Source organism: Oligosphaera ethanolica (genome assembly GCF_030814695.1).
Classification (GTDB): domain Bacteria; phylum Verrucomicrobiota; class Lentisphaeria; order Oligosphaerales; family Oligosphaeraceae; genus Oligosphaera; species Oligosphaera ethanolica.
Genome location: NZ_JAUSVL010000001.1, coordinates 3,551,303 through 3,569,722 on the forward strand (window position 1 = coordinate 3,551,303; position 18,420 = coordinate 3,569,722).

11 protein-coding genes and 1 pseudogene are annotated in these 18,420 nt (G+C 62.1%); 7 read left to right on the forward strand and 5 right to left on the reverse strand.

Annotated elements, in window-relative coordinates:
• Positions 1–115: 115 nt before the first annotated feature.
• Together nrdR and J3R75_RS12285 are read right to left on the reverse strand one after the other, a co-directional pair.
• A pseudogene (gene nrdR / locus J3R75_RS12280) lies at positions 116–556 on the reverse strand (transcriptional regulator NrdR); the annotation flags it as partial.
• A gap of 47 nt (positions 557–603) precedes the next feature.
• Positions 604–1,386, reverse strand: a complete 783-nt coding sequence (locus tag J3R75_RS12285) for a TIGR00282 family metallophosphoesterase (protein ID WP_307261938.1) — start codon at positions 1,384–1,386, stop codon at positions 604–606.
• A 518-nt stretch (positions 1,387–1,904) separates the two neighbouring features.
• On the opposite strand from J3R75_RS12285, the gene rnhC reads away from it, so the two are divergent.
• Entirely contained in the window at positions 1,905–2,840 is a 936-nt protein-coding gene (rnhC, locus tag J3R75_RS12290) for a ribonuclease HIII (RefSeq protein WP_307261939.1), read from the forward strand.
• A gap of 16 nt (positions 2,841–2,856) precedes the next feature.
• Here rnhC and J3R75_RS12295 read toward each other — a convergent pair whose 3' ends face one another.
• Together J3R75_RS12295 and J3R75_RS12300 are read right to left on the reverse strand one after the other, a co-directional pair.
• A complete protein-coding gene (locus J3R75_RS12295; protein ID WP_307261940.1) occupies positions 2,857–3,729 on the reverse strand; it encodes a hypothetical protein in 873 nt (290 codons plus the stop codon).
• Positions 3,730–3,764: 35 nt separating this feature from the next.
• Entirely contained in the window at positions 3,765–7,007 is a 3,243-nt protein-coding gene (locus J3R75_RS12300) for a DEAD/DEAH box helicase (protein WP_307261941.1), read from the reverse strand.
• Positions 7,008–7,382: 375 nt separating this feature from the next.
• Here J3R75_RS12300 and J3R75_RS12305 point away from each other — a divergent pair, with 375 nt between their 5' ends.
• From J3R75_RS12305 to J3R75_RS12330, 6 genes are all read left to right on the forward strand, one after another.
• Complete coding sequence (locus J3R75_RS12305) at positions 7,383–9,719, forward strand: ribonuclease R family protein (protein WP_307261942.1); 2,337 nt, start codon at positions 7,383–7,385, stop codon at positions 9,717–9,719.
• A 62-nt stretch (positions 9,720–9,781) separates the two neighbouring features.
• On the forward strand, positions 9,782–10,618 hold the full coding sequence (locus tag J3R75_RS12310; RefSeq protein ID WP_307261943.1) for a tetratricopeptide repeat protein: 837 nt from the start codon (positions 9,782–9,784) through the stop codon (positions 10,616–10,618).
• A 99-nt stretch (positions 10,619–10,717) separates the two neighbouring features.
• Complete coding sequence (locus J3R75_RS12315) at positions 10,718–11,431, forward strand: glycerophosphodiester phosphodiesterase (RefSeq protein WP_307261944.1); 714 nt, start codon at positions 10,718–10,720, stop codon at positions 11,429–11,431.
• Positions 11,432–11,494: 63 nt separating this feature from the next.
• The gene (gene lon / locus J3R75_RS12320; RefSeq protein WP_307261946.1) at positions 11,495–13,918 is read left to right on the forward strand and encodes an endopeptidase La; all 2,424 of its coding nucleotides are present in this window, start codon (positions 11,495–11,497) and stop codon (positions 13,916–13,918) included.
• Positions 13,919–14,017: 99 nt separating this feature from the next.
• The gene (locus J3R75_RS12325) at positions 14,018–14,632 is read left to right on the forward strand and encodes an HAD family hydrolase (protein WP_307261948.1); all 615 of its coding nucleotides are present in this window, start codon (positions 14,018–14,020) and stop codon (positions 14,630–14,632) included.
• A 566-nt stretch (positions 14,633–15,198) separates the two neighbouring features.
• On the forward strand, positions 15,199–16,467 hold the full coding sequence (locus J3R75_RS12330; RefSeq protein ID WP_307261949.1) for an ATP-binding protein: 1,269 nt from the start codon (positions 15,199–15,201) through the stop codon (positions 16,465–16,467).
• 466 nt (positions 16,468–16,933) lie between these two features.
• On the opposite strand, the gene J3R75_RS12335 is transcribed toward J3R75_RS12330, so the two are convergent.
• Entirely contained in the window at positions 16,934–18,259 is a 1,326-nt protein-coding gene (locus J3R75_RS12335) for an ATP-binding protein (RefSeq protein ID WP_307261950.1), read from the reverse strand.
• Between the last annotated feature and the right edge of the window lie 161 nt (positions 18,260–18,420).

Sequence of the window (18,420 nt, forward strand, 5' to 3'; positions counted from 1 at the left end):
CTGCGGCGGCGGCGGCGGCCGTTGCGTCGTTGTCGCTGGTCGGGCTGGTTGCCGGGGCCGGGCCAGTTGCGGTTGCGGTAGCCGGCGCTGTGGCGGTGCCGGGATTTTTGGCGGACAGTTTTTGCACTTCGTTGATGAAGGCATCGGCGTCCTGGAAGCGGCGGTATACGGAGGCGAAGCGGACGTAGGCGACTTCGTCGAGTTGCTTGAGCTTGTTCATGACCAGCTCGCCGATGTATTGGGAGTCGACTTCGCCCTGGGGATTGAGGGTAATGACGTTGATGATGTCGGCGACGGCCTGGTCGATGGCTTCTTGGCTGACGGGGCGTTTCCAGCAGGCCAGGCGGATGCCGTCCTGCAATTTTTCCGGCTTGAAGTCTTCGCGGCGGCCGTCGCGTTTGACGACGAAGATATCGGCGGGGATGACGGTTTCGTAGGTGGTGAAGCGGTGGTTGCAGCTCAGGCATTGCCGGCGGCGGCGGATGGTATCGCCCTCGCGGGAGATTCTGGTCTCAATGACCTTGTCGTCGGTATTGGCGCATTTGGGGCAGCGCATAGTGGTGACTTTCTAGTGCCCGGTTGGGGCGTCTCTGGCGATGCTGCTTAGAGGATGTCTCTCATGACGCGTTCAATGCCGCCGGCGCGGCCGTTGTCATCGATGGTGACGACGGCGCCGTTGAGGCGGATGCCTTTGTCATTGACCGTGAAACGGCTGGGCATGCCGGTGCGGAAACGCGAGATGACCGGTGCGATGTCTCGCCCGAGGACGGATTCGCGGGCGCCGACCATGCCGAGGTCGCACTGGAAGGCCGTGCCGCCCGGGAGTATCTGCTGATCGGCGGTGGGCACGTGTGTGTGGGTGCCCACGACGGCGCTGACCTTGCCGTCCAGAAAACGCGCCATGGCGATCTTTTCGCTGGTGGCTTCCGCATGGAAGTCTACGACGATGATGGGCGTTTCCTTGCGCATCTCGGGCACGATGCGTTCAGCGGCCTCGAAGGGGCAGTTGGCGCTGGCGGCCATGAAAGTCCGCCCCAGCAGACAGAGCACGCCGACCTTCTTGTCGTCAACACTGCTGAAGACGCCGTAGCCGCGCCCGGGCTGGCAATCGGCCATGTTGGCCGGTCGCAGGACATTGGGGAATTTTTTGATCTCCTCCACGAAGTCCTTCTGGTCCCAGATGTGGTCGCCGGAGGTGAACACGTCCACGCCGCTGTTGCTCAATTCGAGGAGGCACTGGCGGGTGAAGCCGCCGCCGCCGGCCATGTTCTCGCCATTGGCGACGCAGAATTGGCAGCTGTACTCACGGAGGAGCTTGGGGACGAGGAGGTTGACGGTGTTACGCCCGCCTTTGCCAACAATGTCGCCCACGAAAAGTATGCGCATGCAGGAGTCCTTTGCAGTCATGAACCGCCGTGTTGCACGCCAAAAAAGAAGGAGATGGCATAGGCGGCAACGACGGTAAAATTAAGCTTAAAATATAGTTTCCGAAGACGCTCCTGCAATTCCCGGCGGTATATTGTTTTTTTCGCGGACGAAGCGGACGTTGGTTGCGCTTTCAGTACCCAAAGTTACCGCAGACCGTTGTTGGTCGTACGGACCTTGTGTAATGTGGCGCCCTCCGGGCGCTGGTCTTTTTGTTCTTTCTGGCCCTGGGTTGCGGCGCCCTCCGGGCGCCTCACCCAGGGTTATGCATGGTGCGGCCCTCTGGGCCGAATCTGGTGGATCGGACGGATCGTCTGTCTTTTGTCGCGGACGGATCGGACGGATCGGACGGATCTTCTGTCTTTTGTCGCGGACGGATCGGACGGATCGGACGGATCGGACGGATCGTCGACTTGATCGGTCTGATCGGTCTGATCGGTCTGATCATTGCAGTTGTTTTACGAGTAAAGGGGTGTGCTATGCCGCCGGCGGCGACGAGTTATGTATGTACGATTGATGCCGCGCAGGCGGTGGCTCTGCAGGGGCTGATGGCTGATCGCGGGTGGGTGTTTGACGACATGCCCTATGCGCGCTGGCGCGGTCGCCTGGGTAAGACGACGGTGGTCGCTTATCAGTCCGGCAAACTGACGGTGCAGGGTCGCGAAACGGCCGAATTCGTGCAGTTCCTCCTGGAACCCGAAATTCTGCACGAGGCCCGTTTTGGCTATGAAACCGTTCTCGCCGAAGTGGAAAGCCCCGAGCAATTTGGGCCCCACGCCGGCATTGACGAAAGCGGTAAGGGCGATTACTTCGGACCGCTGGTGGTCGCTTGCGCCTACACCGACGAGGCCAGCGCCAAGACGCTACTGCAGGCCGGCGTCGCTGACTCGAAAACCATCAAGAGCGACAAGAAAATCGCAGTGCTGGCCGACCTCATTCGCCGTGAGTGCGCCGACCGCTTCAGCGTGGTGGCCATTGGCCCGGAGACCTACAACCGCATGTACGCGTCTTTCGGCAACCTTAACCGCCTCTTGGCCTGGGGCCATGCGCGCGCTCTGGAAAATCTGCTGGAGAAGGTGCCGGACTGCCCGCGCGCCCTCGCGGACCAGTTCGCCGCCAACGAAAACACGGTGTTGCGCGCGCTGGGCGAACGTGGCAAGCGCCTCCGCCTGGAACAGCGACCGCGCGCGGAAGCGGACGTGGCTGTTGCGGCGGCGTCAATCCTCGCTCGCGCGGAATTCGTGCGCCGGCTGGCCCAGCTGGGCGATGGCGTCGGCGTGGAATTGCCCAAGGGCGCCAGTGCGGCCGTGCTGGCGTGCGCCAAGGCCATCGCCGCCAAGGGCGGGCGGGATGCCCTGGCCAAAGTCGCAAAAATGCACTTCAAGACTACCCTCGAGGCACTGCCGCCGTTGTAAGGTCGCTCGCCGGCGCTTATTCGTCGAGTTCCTTGATGGAGGGTCGGCGGCGGTTGACTTCATCGACCTCGGCTTTGGTAGAGCGGCGGAGGCTGAGGTTGTCGAATTTATAGACGCCGAGTGGCCAGAACGCGTAGGGCTTGATCCAGATGCGTTCGGGGCGGAAGCGGGCCATGCTGGGCAGTTTGAAGCCGAGCTCGAAGTGCCGCCAGGAGTTGGGCTTGACCACGCGGCAGGTCAGCGTGTGGCGGTAGACCATGAGGTAGTCGCCCTCGCGGGATGGCCGGTGGTTCTTGTCGGGCCCGAACATTTCGCCATAGGCGGGGCCGCCCTCGTGAGGGACGTGGAAGTAGGACGACGCCTTGCCGGCCTCGTCGGCCTTCACGCTCGTGAAGCCGCGGATGAAGATCATCGGCGCGAAAAGTTCGGTGGATTTTGCCGGCGCCCAGACGTCGGCGCTGAGGACGAAATACTGGTCGTCGGGCTTGATCTCAATGGGTGCCGAGAAGGCCCAGACGCCTTCGTGGGCACCGACGGTCTCATACTGATTCTTCTTGCTGGTGTTGCCGCGGCCCTTGAACTCCTCTTCGGCAGTGAGGTACTTCTTCTTGTCCACTTGGAGGACGCTGGTATCGAAGACCAGACAGCGTCCGGGATTGCCCTCATTGCCCCAGCTGCTCATCATGCCATCGACGGCGCTCCAGCCCTTGGGCGACTTGCCGCCGCCGTCTTCGAGGTCGCCGTTGACAATGAGATTCTTGCTGGCCTTGGCCTTCTGCTGCGGCTCGCCGCGGCGCGGCGCCTTGTCACCGCGTTTCTGCTGCGCGGGCGCCGCGATGGCGGTTAAGAGGGCGGCGATGACGGCGGCGATGGCGATGATTCTGCGCATGGTGTGCCTCCCTGGCGAGCTGGCCGTGTGGCGGATCAGAATTGTTCGAGGAGGAATTCGACGTCTTCGGGGCTGAGATCGTGGATGGCGGTCGGCGCGCCGCCGAGGAGGCGGTGGAAGGTCTCGCGCTTGCTGTCCTGCAGACTGAGAATTTTTTCTTCGATGGTATGCCTAGTGACCAGTTTGATGGCGGTGACGGTGCGGTTTTGGCCGATGCGGTGGGTGCGGTCGGTGGCCTGGTCTTCCACCATCGGGTTCCACCACAGATCGTAGTGGATGACGGTGTCGGCGCCAGTGAGATTGAGGCCGACGCCGCCGGCCTTGAGGCTCAGCAGGAACACCGGGATGTCGCTGTTCTGGTTGAAATGATCCACGCGCTGCTGGCGGTCCTTGGTGTTGCCGTCCATGTACTCGTAGGGAATGCGGGCCTTCTTCAGCCAGTCGGGGAAGAGCCCGAGGACGCTGGTGAACTGGCTGAACAGCAGAATGCGGTGGCCGCTGTCAATGGCTTCGAGAATTACTTCCTTGGCCAGCTCAAATTTCACCGACGGCATGTCGTCGGGACTGCCCGAGAGGTATTCCTGCGGGAGCAGTGCCGGGTGGCAGCATGCCTGGCGCAGGCGCAGGAGCGTCGCCAGCACGTCGAAGCGGTGTTCCTGCCAGCCCTCGCGCTTGGCCAGTTCGAGGAGCTTGCGGCCGGCGAGCAGCAGATTGTCATAGAGCTGGCGTTGGTCGTTGCCCAGTTCGCAGTAGAGGATCTGTTCCAGTTTGGCGGGCAGCTCTGCGCAGACTTCGTGCTTGGTGCGCCGGAGGATGAAGGGCCGGATTTGGCTGGCGAGTTGGTCGGCCAATTCACCGCGCTGGTCGCCACCCTGCTTCTTCTCGTAGAGCTGCCGGAAATCACGGTGGGTTCCCAGGTAGCCCGGCAGCAGAAAGTCAAAGAGCGACCAGAGGTCCGATGGCGAATTTTCGACGGGCGTGCCGGTGAGCACGAGACGGTGGTCGGCCTTGAGTTCTTTGCAGGCGTGGGCGTTGGCGGTGCGTGGGTTCTTGATGTGCTGTGCTTCGTCGAGGACGACGTAGTCGAATTCCATGCTTTCGTATTCGAAGGAATCGCGGCGCAGGAGCGCGTAGGAGGTGATGATGAGGTCGTACTGGTCGAGGTCCAGGAAGACTTTAGCGCGCTCGGTGCCGCGGATGATGACGCTGCGCAGTTCTGGCGTGAAGCGTTGCGCCTCGGCGAGCCAGTTGTCCAGCAGACTGGTGGGGCAGACGACCAGCGACGGCTTGTTGCTCAGCTCCATGACCTTGCGCGACATGATGGCGGCCAGCGCCTGGATGGTCTTGCCCAGGCCCATTTCGTCAGCCAAGATGCCGTGGAAACCGCAGGATTCGAGGACGGATAGCCAGCGGATGCCCTCGCGCTGGTAGTCGCGCAGGCGCACCCGCAGCGCGGCGGGCAGGGGGCGTTCGGGCTCGGTTTCCGGGTGCTGCAGCTTGTCCCGCAGGGAATGCCAGTTGGGGCGGGGGCCGGCCCAGAAGGGCGCGACTTCGTCGGCCAGGGCCAACGCGTGGCAGCGGGCGAAGTGGAAGGCGTTGTCGTCCCGCGAACTGGCGCGTTTGCTCATGGCCCGTAGGACCTGGAAGAGCTCCAAGGACAGCTTGACGATGGCGCCGTTAGGCAGACGGATGAAATCCTCGTCGCGGTGAATGGCCTCCAGCGCGAGCTGGAAGGGAATGGGCGTCCCGTCGGCGGCCTTGAGGTTGCAGGTGGTGGAGAACCACGAATCGCCCTCGTCCACCGCCTGGATGTCCATGCGCGCTTCGGAACAGGCGGCGAGGTTGGTGCGCACCTGCGGCGTCCAGAAAATGAGCCAGTGCGACGGCAGTTTTTTGGTGGTTTCCTGCATGAATGTCCAAATGGCGTGGCTGTCCATCAAGCGGAGGCGATGCCAGCTGCTGTCGCTGTGGACGAAGCCGGCCGCGAGGATGAACGCCTGGGCCTCGTCCTCCCGCTCGCTGTCGCGGCGGACGAAGCGGTTGCCGCCAACACTGATGACGGGCTCGCCGCCGACTTCAACGCGCTTGCCGCCGTAGTCGAATTGCAGATCGCCGACGAGGCCATCGCTTTCCCAGTCGAGGGTGAGGACGGGACGGACGCGGCCGATGTCGACGCCGAGTTGGGTCGAGATCCGCGACAGGGTGATTTTGCCCGGGAACTGCCGTTGTTCGCATAGCAGGGTGAGGCAGGACAACTCGGTGGCGCTGAGCTGCAGTGGCTGGCCTTCCAGGAAGAGCCGCAGCCAGTTGTAGGGGAGGATGCCCGGGAACCACCAGTACTCGGAGTCGCGGCCGACCCAGAAGCCCGCCCGGCCGGTAATGAAGGACAGGCGGTCGGGCGGCACGGCGCCGCGCTCGGGCACGATGATCCGCGGCACCACGGTCGCGTTGTCGCCCTCGGGCGTGACATTGAAATGGATCTGCAGCGGCGCTAGATGGACCTGGACGATGCCCGCTGGCGTGCTCAGGATGTTCGACCCGCGCAGGCAGTGGAAGAGGTCCGCTAGGGCGTAGCAGTCCAGACTGAGATCGCGCAGCGAAAATTCCGCGTACTGCAGCAGAAACTGCATGACATGCTGCATCTGTGGATCAAAATCCGCCAGGGTCATGCCTGCCGATGCCTGGCCGTTTTCGATCAGCCGTTTGATGTTGCCTTGCGCGTAGGTCTTGCCATTGTACTGAATTTCGCCGCGGATGACCACGCGCTGGCTGGGAATCTCCAAATTCGGCAATTCGTCCGGACAACTCAAGACGAGCCTCGCGGCTGGCGTTGTGCTGCGCAGATAGCCGCGCAGCGCGTCCATCGTCAGCGAATTGAAGCCGCCACGCAAGGCCGCGACATCGCCATATTGCGGTGGCGTGGGTCCGGGCGCCGGCGCGCCGCCCTGCGTCGTGCCGGCGGTGCCGGCGCTTCCCGGCGTTGGCAGGGCGGCGAGCATTTCGGGATTTTCCTGGGCGACGTGGAGCAGCGCGGCGATGATGTGCGGGCAGTAGTGCCGTTGGGCGGAGCAGGTGCAACGGCAGCTCAACTGGCGGTTGCGCAGGGCTAGCGATACGCGTTCGAAGGTGCCGCGGTCGTTCGCCAGGCGGACGTCGATGTTGCGTGGCGCAAAATGGGCGTCAAGGATGCCGCCCTGCAGGAAGAGCGCCCGGCCGGACTCCCAGATGGCTGGCGTCGTCTGGGCGGCAATGTGTTTTTGCAATTCGTCACTAGGCATGGCGTATTCTGGCAATAGGGTGGAAAAGGCAATTTGTCAGTATAATCCCCGGGGGGTGTTTTACAATGGCGCACGACCGCTTGGCGCGGGGCGCGGGGGGGAAGGAATGCATCCGCAGATTCCGCAGATTAACGCAGATTATTTTTGCGGGTGGGGGGCTTGGTAGTCCGGGGGGCTGCGCGGTACCGGCGGCTCTATGGACGCTATGGACAGTATGGACGCTATGGACAAAATTCGGTGTTACTGACCGATTACTGCCGACCGTTGGCGTGGCCGTCACGCCGTTGAAATAGCGACGAGCGGGCATATACTAATAGTTTGTTTTTACCGTCCCCCGCCGGAGGAAGATGCCGCTCACAACAACAGGACAAAAGCATGCCCAGTGATGCCAAAATGCGCCAGGAAATCATTCGTCTGCTGCGCGCCGACAACGGCGGTGGCCTGCGCAAGACGACACTGCGGCAACAGCTGGGGCAAATGGACGAAACACAGTTCCGCAAGGTGACCAAGGCCATGCTCGCCGACGGCACGATGCTCGCCGGACGCGGTGGGCGCCTGGCTCTGCCAAAAGAGCCCGGGCCCCCGGCCGTCAAACGCGGCGGGCAAACGGCGGGCGCGCAGGGCGCGGCCACAAGCGGCCAGAAACGCGGCGGGCAAACGGCGGGCGCGCAGGGCGCGGCCCCAAGCGGCCAGAAACGCGGCGCGAAGTCGTCCCCTGCGCAGGGCGCGGCCCCAAGCGGTCGCCACCAACGCGGCGGATCGCCAGCCTCGGCGAAGAAGGACGAGGTGCTGGTTGCGGGCGTCATTCAGATGACCACCAAGGGCTTTGGCTTTGTCAATCAGGACGGCGACGACAACAAGGACATCTTCATCCCCGCCGGGCGCAATCAGAGTGCGTTCAGCGGCGATCGCGTGATGGTGCGCATTACGGCCAACGACGACGCGCGTGGGCCGGTTGGCGAAGTCGCCAAGGTTCTTGAGCGTGGCCACGAGGAGATTGTCGGCTGCTTCGGTGTGACGGACGACGGTTACGGGGTGCGGCCCCTGCGGCGCGAGCTGCCGGCATTCATCCCGCTGATCGCCGGCGATGGCGATGCGGCGTTGGCCAACGGCGTGCAGCCGGGCGACTGGGTGTTGGTCGAGCTGCTGCATCACGACAGCGACTCCAGCAAGGCCCAGGCGAAGCTGCTGCGCCGTCTGCAGAAGAGCGGCACGGTTTCCGGCGACCTCGTGGCTATCATGAGCGAATATGATCTGCCCAAGCCCTACACGGCGGCCTACGAAAACGCCGCGCTGGCGCAGGAGCCCCTGCCGGTTGCGCGCGAAGACTGCACCAAGCTGGCCACGGTCACCGTCGACCCCCTCGATGCGCGGGATTTTGACGACGCGCTGTCGCTGACGCCCACGGCGGAGCCCGGCGTAGTCACAGTCGGCGTCCATATCGCCGACGTGGCTTGTCTTATTCCCATGGACGAGAAGCTCGATCTGGCGGCGCGCAGCCGCGGCTTCACGGCCTATCTGCCAGGCAAGACCCTGCCCATGCTACCGAGTTCGCTGGCGACCGACCGTTGCAGTCTGCGCGAGAACGAAGACCGCCTGGCGCACACGGTGTTTATTGATATCGAGACGACGACAGGCGTGGTGCGGTCCTACCGCCGGGCGCATACGCTCATCCGCGTTCGCCAGCGCCTGGCCTACGAAGAAGTCGAACGCGTGCTGGAAAGCAAGAAGCACGACGTGAGCCTGAAGCCCGGCGTGGAGAAGCTCCTGCGCGAACTCTCGGCCTGCGCTGAGAAGATGCGCCAGAAACGCCAGGAAGAAGAGCTGTTCCTGCCTCTGGCCGTGCCGGAAATGCGCGTGATCTGCGCGGGCAAACCGCCGCGGGTGGTCGGCATCCAGAAGAGCGAAGGCAGCCCCTCGCATGAGATGATTGAGGAATTCATGCTGGCGGCCAATGTCTGCGTCGCCCACGAGATGCTCAAGCGCAAAATCCCGGGTGTCTATCGCAATCATGCCGCGCCGGAGCCCGAGATCCTCGAGGGCTTCGCCGCCCAGGCCGGCGTGATGCTGCACCGCAAGGCGCCGAAACTGCGCAAGCGCCCCGGGTTGGTCAAATTCCTCCGCGATCTGGGCGCCGGGGCATCGGCGAGCATGCTGAGCTTCTCGCTGCTGCGGATACTGCCGCGCGCGGAGTACGGCGTCGAAAGCCAGGGCCATTTTGGCCTGGGCAAGGACCTGTACTGCCATTTCACCAGCCCCATCCGGCGCTACACGGACCTGCTGGTGCATCAGCAGCTGCTGGCGCTGGACCAGGGACGGTCGCCGCGGCCGGGCACGATGCTGACCGATTACGTCGCCCGCTGCAACGCCCTGGAAGCCAATGTGGACCAGGCCTGCTACGCGCTGGCGGACCGCCTGAAGGTGCGCTATCTGCTTGACCAGCAGGAGGGCAACGCGGCGCTGCCCATCACCGGCCTGGTCAGTCGCGTGACGGCGGCGGGCCTGAATATCTATCTGCCGGATCTCGGCCTCATGGGCTTTGTGCCCGTGCGCAGCCTGGGCGCCGGCCCCTGGCAGTTCGTGGCTGAACGCTACGCGCTGGAGAACCGCCGCAGCAGCAAGCGCTACCGCTGCGGCGACGAGCTGTCGCTACGCATCAAGGACGCCGATGTCGTCCGCGGTGAACTGGAATTGGCGCCGGTCGGCCATTGAGGCGCGTCCTGGCGTCGGGTGTTAGAACATATTGCAGACAACCAAGCAAGGAGTAACAGAACGTGTTGACGTTGGTATTGTCGTTTTTGACGGGTGTGATTTTTTGGTTCTCGCTGAATGCGGCCTGGCCGGACCATCCGGTGTGGAACAGCGTGCTGGGCGTGCTGGGCTTCATCGGCGTGGCCATACTGGTCAATTTGCTGATGCGAAAACGGCTGGAAGCCATCTTCAATGATGTGCAGAAGAGCATCATGGACACGCAGGAGCGGCTGAAACGCAAGGTCACCATGCTGCAGAACAAGATGCAGGGCGGGCCGAAACTTCAGGCCATGGTGGAAAAAGAGCAGGCCGAGTCCATCCGCGAGGCCATTAAGATCCTGGACCGCGTGGACCCGCTCAAGAAATGGAACGTGCTGGCCATCAGACAGGCCAATACTCTGCGCGGGCAGCTGCTGTTCCAGATCAAGGACTTCGCGGCGGCCGATCCTTTTCTGGACAAGGCGCTGGTGCTCGATCCGCTCACTCTGGCCATGCAGATGACCCGCTGGTACAAGCGCGGCAAGATGGACGAGGTCACCAAGGCTTTCAAGAAGGGCATCAAGCGCTTCAAGGACGACAAGGCGACGCTGATTTACGCCCTCTACGCGTGGATTCTGGTGGCCGAAGGGCGCCAGGATGAGGCCGTGGTCGTGCTGGACGAGGGCAAGACCAAGACCGAAAACGAGACGCTGAAGCAGAACTGGGAACACCTGGTGAACAACCGCGTCAAGCGCTTCAGCAACGCCGGTCTCGGCGAGCAATGGTACGCGCTCTACCTGGAACAACCCAAAGCCCAACAGGTCAGAATGCAGGCGCCTTTCGGTGGTGGCCCTGGCATGGGCGGCCGGCGCTTCCGCTGAGGGCCCATAACTGGTTTGTCTGGACGGCCGGAGCCTGGGTCCGGCCGCCTTTATTTTATCCGTGGCTAAGCGAAGAATGGATCATCGGAAAGGACTGAGATGCTCAAACCGATTGTCGAAGCTCATCGCGGCTATAGCGCGCGGTATCCGGAAAACACCCTCTGCGCTTTTCGGCAGGCCATCGCCGTGGGTGCGCCGTCCATCGAACTCGATGTGCACGCCAGTGCCGACTGCGAGATCGTCGTCATGCACGACGGCACCGTCGATCGTACCAGCAACGGCAAGGGTGCCATCGCGCAAATGACGCTCGCCGAACTCAAAAAACTCGATGTCGGCGCCTGGAAAGGCCCGGAATTTGCCGGCGAACGGATACCGACTCTGGCCGAGACCCTCGCGCTCACCGACGCGAGTAATGTAGCTTTCAACGTCGAAATCAAGACCTTTGCGTCCGCCAAGGCCGTGGAGAAACTGGTCGCGCTGCTGCACGAGCATGCGCCGCGCGGCGGCAGCCACGTGGTGTCGTCCTTCGACGTCAATGCCCTCCTGCAGGTCCGCGCCGTAGACCCGGCCGTGCCGCTGTGCATACTTGGCAACGCCGATAAAATTCTCCATCAGGCCGAGGAAATGGACTTTCCGTGGATCCACAGCCATTTTGCGACGGTCAATGGCGATGTCGTCGCCGCGGCACACGCGCAGGGCCGCCGCGTCATGATCTGGACGATGGACAAACCCGCGCTCTTCCAGCACTATGTGCGCCTGGGCGTGGATAAGGTCTGCACCAACTGCGCCGCCGAAATGCTCGCGGCGCAATGACGCCGCCCACCGGGGCGGCTTACATGAGTACAACGAGGACTTCCAGAAGGGGAGGATATGACTATGGCTGATGAACAACAAGACAAATTCATTGTCCCGGAGGTCATTGACGCCAAGCCCGAGAAGGGCGACTATGGCCTGGTGCTGGTGTCGAAGGAACTACCGCAGCGCCTGCTGCTGCTTACCGAACTCAATAAGCCGATTTTTCCTGGCATGATGTTTCCGCTCGTCTTCGAAAATGGCAAGGAGGCCGATACGTTGCGCGCGGCCAACAAGGGCGAGCGCGTGGTGGGCTTTGTGTTGTCCCATGCTGACGACGACAACAAGGGCAGCGGTAGCCGCAAACGCCTGTCGCGCATCGGCACCGCCGCGCGGCTCCTGCGCTTCGAAGAAATGCCCGACGGCCATGTGCAGGCGCTCTGCCAAGGCCAGCGCCGCTTCGAACTGCTCAGCGTCCATAACAAGGACGGCATGCTCGAGGCCGAGGTGGTGTACCCGCAGGACGTCCTCGAAGAATCCGCGGATGTGAAGGCGCTGTGTCTGTCCATCATGAACACCATCCGCGAACTGATCCGGCACAACCCGCTGTTCTCCGAAGAGATGAAGATGCTGCTCAGCCGTGCGGACTGGAGCGAGCCCGGGCGCCTGGCGGACTTCTCGGTGTCCATCACGGCGTCCACTCGCGACGAGATGCAGGATGTCCTCGAATGCTTGAACGTCAAGGAGCGGCTGGAAAAAGTGCTGTTCCTCATGCGCAAGGAACTCGATCTCAATGAGCTGAAGGAGAAAATCACTCACCAGATCGAGGAGAAGATATCCAAGCAGCAGCGCGAATTCTTCCTCCGCGAGCAGCTCAAGGCCATCAAGCAGGAGCTCGGCCTGGAGAAGGACGACAAGGAAGAGGAGATGGACCGCTACCGCGAACGGCTGGAGGCCATCACGCCCCATGTCAGCCCCGAGGTGGTGAAGCGGATCCAGGAAGAGCTTGACAAGCTCAATATCCTCAGCAATCAGTCGCCGGAATACGCGGTGACGCGCACCTACTTGGACTGGCTTACCGAGCTGCCTTGGGAAGTGACCACCGAAGACAAGCTCGATGTGCCGCGCGCCAGGGATGTCCTCAACCGCGACCACTACGGCCTGGAAGACGTGAAGAAGCGCATCCTGGAATTCATCGGCGTGGCGAAGCTGAAGGGCTCCGTCGATGGGTCGATCATCTGCCTGGTGGGCCCGCCCGGCGTGGGCAAGACGTCGCTGGGGCGGAGCATCGCCGAGGCGCTCGGGCGCAAATTCTTCCGCTTCTCGCTGGGTGGCATGCGTGACGAAGCCGAGATCAAGGGCCATCGGCGGACCTACATCGGCGCGCTGCCGGGCAAGGTCATCGAGGCGATCAAGATCAGCGGCTCCAAGAATCCGGTGATCATGCTTGACGAGATCGACAAGCTTGGCGCGTCCTTCCAGGGCGACCCGGCGTCGGCCTTGCTGGAAGTGCTCGATCCCGAGCAGAACAACAGCTTCCGCGACCACTATCTGGACGTGCCCTTTGATTTGTCGAAGGTCCTTTTCGTGGCCACGGCGAACGTGCAGGAGACCATCCCGGCGCCGCTGCTGGACCGCATGGAGCTGATTAATCTCTCTGGCTACATCACCGATGAGAAGCTGAATATCGGCAAGCGTCATCTGGTGCCGAAGCTGCTCCCGCGCAATGGCCTGACCAAGAAAGACCTGTCCTTTACCGACAGTGCGCTGCGTGCCATTATCTTGGGCTACGCCCGCGAAGCCGGCGTGCGCGCCTTCGAAAAGGCCCTTGGCGGCTGCATGCGCAAGGTTGCCGCCGGTCTGGCCGAAGGCACTATCAGCGGCAAAATCAGCATCACGCCCAAGAACCTCAACGACTTCCTCGGCAAGCCGCGTTTTGAAGACGACCCGCTCATGCGCCGCAGCCGCTACGGCGTGGCCATGGGACTGGCCTGGACGGCCCTCGGCGGCGCCACGCTGTATATCGAGGCGCTCGCCGTGCCCGGCAACAGCGGTCTCAAACTCACCGGGCAGCTCGGCGATGTCATGAAGGAATCCACCCAGATCGCCTGTTCCATGGTGGACGCAAACGCCGCCGCCTTCGGCGTGGGTAGTAAGTTCTTCAAGGACCATCTGCTGCATGTGCACGTGCCGGCCGGCGCCACGCCCAAAGACGGCCCCTCGGCGGGCATTACCATGGCGTCCGCAATTATATCGCTGGCGCGCAAGCAGACACTGCCGGCGCACTGGGCCATGACCGGCGAACTCACCCTCACCGGCCGGGTCCTCCCCGTCGGCGGCATCAAGGAGAAGATGATCGCGGCCCGCCGCTCCGGCGTCAAGGACGTCATTCTCCCCAAGGCCAACGAAAAGGACTTCAGCGAAATCCCCGAACGCGTGCGCGAAGGCCTCGCCGTGCATTACGTCGAGGACTACAAGGAAGTCTTCGCACTCCTCTTCAAGAAATAACCCGATGATCGGAAACGCCATGTCTGTAGCAGACCGGAAAGTCGTCGCCCGCAATAACCGCGCCGCCGGCAGTAGTGCGTCCACTCGGGAGGACGCGCTATGAGCACCCGGAAAGTTGTCGCCCTCGATATCGGCGGGGTCTGCCTGCAGGTGCATTTCAAACGCACGCTGGACTTCTTCGGCGTCACGGCCGGCGAACTCGGTGATCTACCGGACGCTTTCCGCCCCGCATTCCACGAGTGGGAATGCGGCCGCCTCGCCGAAGAGGACTTCGTCGCTATGATCTGCCAGGTCAGCGGCCGGCAATTCAGCGTCGACGATGTGCGCCACGGCTGGAATCTGATGATCGGCGAGGACATCCCCGGCGCCGCCGACTGGGTACGCGATCTTCAGGCCGCCGGCTACCACACGGTATTCTTCTCCAATACGTCCCGTTGGCACATGGCCGAAGTGCGCCGCAAGCTGTCCTTTGCCGACATCGTCCCCGATGGTCTCTACAGCTTCGACGCCGGCTATGAAAAGCCCCACCCGGCTATCTACCAGGCCTTCGCACAGCGTTTCGGACGCCCCGTCGCCTACTTCGATGACCGCACCGATAATGTCGCCGGCGGCGTCCGCGCCGGCTGGCCGTCTTTCCAGTTCACCAGCGTCCAACAGGCGCGCAGCGCTTTCACCATCAAACGGATGAATGCGTCCACAGATTTCGCAGATTAACGCAGATTATTTTTTGAGAGTGGCCGTTTGCCAGTCCATGGTCAGCTCTCGTCTGGCGGCCGTCACCCTTAGGGCGTCCGCAACGAGTCCAAGGCGTCATGGCGTCCTCAGCGAGTCCACGGCGTCAGAGCGTCATTCCCTGGCGTCCATTGCGTCCCCGTGGTCCAATCCATGGGATCATGCCTCATGAGTCTGTGAGTCCTCGCCGCCGCCCCAGCCGCGCGCCGCCGCGAAGCGGCAGAAGCGCTGAAAGCGCGAAGCATACCAGCCCAGGGCAAGCACGCTGAAAGCGTGCGCCGCCCTGGGGACAACGGCGACTACGTTCGTGTTCCTCGGCCCCTTTGGCCCCAGTCGGCGAAGCTGACTGGGGCCAAAGGGGCAATGGAACTCACTTGCTTATCTGGGATTGACATCAGCGGCATGTCAGGCCGCCATTCTCAATGGCTGACTGGTTACCTCTACGTATCTTTGCTGGCCCATTCCCTCTTGACACCATGGCCATGGCGCAATATGTTTCACGCCATGAAACAAATCATTTCACGCCATGAAACGATTGCGAGGTAAGCATGAGCGACTCCGAATATCTGCCGAGATGGTTGCAGGGTCAGCTGGACCTGGCTTTGCGGACAATGCCGGTGGTGGTCCTTACGGGCGCGCGGCAAACTGGCAAAACGACGCTGGTCCAGCGCCTGCAACCGCTGCGGCGTTATCTGACGCTTGACGACCTGGACGTGCTGGACCAGGCCCAGCGCGCACCTGACTCGCTGCTGGTCAATCCGCCCCTGACCTTGGACGAGGCGCAACGCGCCCCCGATCTCCTGCTGGCGATTAAGAGGTACGTTGACAAGACGCGCCGGCCCGGCGATTTTCTGTTGACGGGATCGGCGCAATTTCCACTGCTGCGGGGTGTGGCTGACTCGCTGGCTGGCCGGGCCGTCTATCTTGATTTGTCGTCGTTCTGTCCTTTGGAATGGCAGGGGGGAGTGGCAGGTCTGTTCGATAGTCTGTTTGCCGTCAACCCCGATTATGCGCCATGGGACGCGCCGAAGGCGCACGATGCCTGGCGACAGTGGGTCTTGCGCGGTGGTTTCGCACCGGCGTTGCGCTGTCCCACAGACGACATGCGCGGACTCTGGTTCGGCGGTTACGTCAAAACCTATCTGGAGCGCGATCTGCGCGACTTGAGTAACATCGAGAGTCTGCCCGACTTCCAGCGACTGATGCAGATCGCGGCGCAACGCACGGGTCGTCTGCTCAATCAGGCGGAAATCGCCCGCGATGCGGGGATTGCCCACGTCACCTGCCACCGCTACCTGAACCTGCTGGAAACGGGTTGCCAGATCGAACGCGTGCAATCCTTTACCGCCAATCCCACCGTCGCCTTGGTGAAAAGTCCCAAGCTCTTCTGGCGCGACAGTGGCGTGGCCTGCTGGTTATGCGGGATATATGATCTTGCCGCCTTGGCGAAGCGCAACGATCTCGGCTTCTGGCTGGAACAAGCGGTATTTCAGACCCTCCACGCCTGGCGCGCTATTGACCCTTTCCGCCGCCGCTTGAGCTTCTGGCGAACCCGAGGGGGCGCAGAGGTGGACTTTGTCCTGGAGCAGGATCAACACGTGGTCGCCCTCGAAGTCAAAGCCAGCAGCAGAATTGGCCTGGGCGATGTCACCAGCCTGCGCCAGTTTATCGAAGCGCAAGCGCACCGGGCGGCGTCCGTCCGTGGCATCGCCTTGTACGGCGGCGATGACGTCCGCTTCTTTGGCGCCGACATCGTGGCGCTGCCCTACGGCGCACTTTTCCCCGCGCTGGTACCACCAGACGACACCAACGCCTGAAACGCGACATAATGCCGCCAAACGGGATTTTTTTATCCACAGATGCCGCAGATTACCGCAAATTTTTGGGGAGGTGATTTTTTGTGGTAATCGAAGCCCAAGACGCCAAGGCAAGTCCAACGCGACAGTGGCTCCGCAGCAAGTCAAGAGGTCAAGGCGTCCGCAGCGAGTCCAAAGAGGTCAAGGCGTCCGCAGCGAGTCCAAAGAGGTCAAGGCGTCATTCCCTGGCGTCCATCGCGTCCCCCTGGTCCAATCCATGGGATCATGCCTCATGAGTCCGTGAGTCCTCGCCCCAGCCGCCGCATGTCGCCGCGAAGCGGCAGAAGCGCCAACGGCGCGACCTAAGACAGCCCAGGGCAAGCGCCCGCAGGGCGCGCCGCCCTGGGTAAGGCCCCCACCCGAAACGGAGCCCTGTAAGGGCGGCCTCAACCCGTCCTCGCTCACTCCTCCCCATCGCGTTTTTGCCTCATGCCTGCGGGCATAGCCCGATAAGTTTTTCGGTCCAGTCGGCCAAGGGCAGCGGGCAGCTTAGAAGCCCGTCATTCTGCTGCAGGTTGTTCATGGAGTAGCGAATGCGATGCGTCGGCTGATATTTCTGAGCATATACCGAGAGGCTCTTGCCCGAAATCCGCCGTTCGGATTTCACCTCCATCGGAATAATCTCGGTCGGGAACTGCAGGATAAAATCCACTTCCGCCCGCCCGTCGCTACTCCAATAATACGGCGCGTCATTGCCCTGCGACCGCAGCGACTGCAATACCGCATTTTCGGCCAACGCGCCACGGAATTCCGTGTAGCCCGAACTCTCCCCGAGGATGATTTCTGGCGATACGCGGGCCAATCTGCGGAGGAGGCCGCAATCGCCGGCATAGACCTTGAACGCCGAGACGTCCTTGTATGCGCTTAACGGCATGCCTGGCTTGCTGATGTTGAATACCCGCTGGATCATTCCCGCTTCCTCAAGCCATAGCAGGCCATCTTCGTATTCCCTGGCACGGGCGCCGTCGCGAACGACTTTGTACAGGAACTTGCGATTTTCCTTGGCCAGTTGCGACGGCAGCGAATGCCATAACGCGTGGATGCGTGGGATTTGCCCCGCCGCCGCGTACTTGGCGAAATCCAGCTCATATAAGTCCAGGATATCCTGCAGGATTTTGTCCACTTGGCTCATGCCTTGATTCTCGATCAGTGCCATTACCGCTTCGGGCATCCCACCGCAGACCAAGTAACGCTTGTATTCCAGCGCCAGCTTGTTGAAGATGATTTCTGGCAGCGGCGTGATTCCATCAAGGTCGTTGATATAGTGCCAGGTCCGTTCATCGACGGTGTGTAGAAATTCCCTGAAGGAGACGGGGTGCATGGTCAAGACCGTCACTTTCCCGACCGGCACTTGCATTTTGTGTTGCTTGACGGCGACGCCAAGGAGTGAGCCGGCGGCGATGACGTGATACTCCGGCGCGTTCTCACAGAAGTATTTGAGGCTGTTGAGGGCTGCTTCACAAGCCTGTATCTCATCGAGCACAATCAGCGTGCGCCCCGCCTCAAGCGGCACGTCGACATAGAGCGCCAGCTCCTGCAAAAGTCGCTTGATGTCCCTCGTGCGCGAAAAGACCTGGCTGAGCTCCGGTGTTTCGTCAAAGTCAAACTTCGCCAGATAGTCGAAGTGCTCCTTGGCAAATTGCTCCATTACCCAGGTCTTGCCAATCTGACGCGCGCCCCTGAGCAGCACTGGCTTGCGAACCGACGCCGTCCGCCAGGCCGCTAAGGTCGCCATGATGTCGCGGTATATCATTGTTTTAACTCCATTACACAAGTTTTGCGCGGAATATGTGAGAATATACACATTTTCCGCACGTAATGTGTGAAATGTAGCCCCGCTCACACCAAGCGCAAATAACATCATCCTCAAAGTAACGCGGCATCGTAACCGGTCACCCATTGATAATCAGCCGT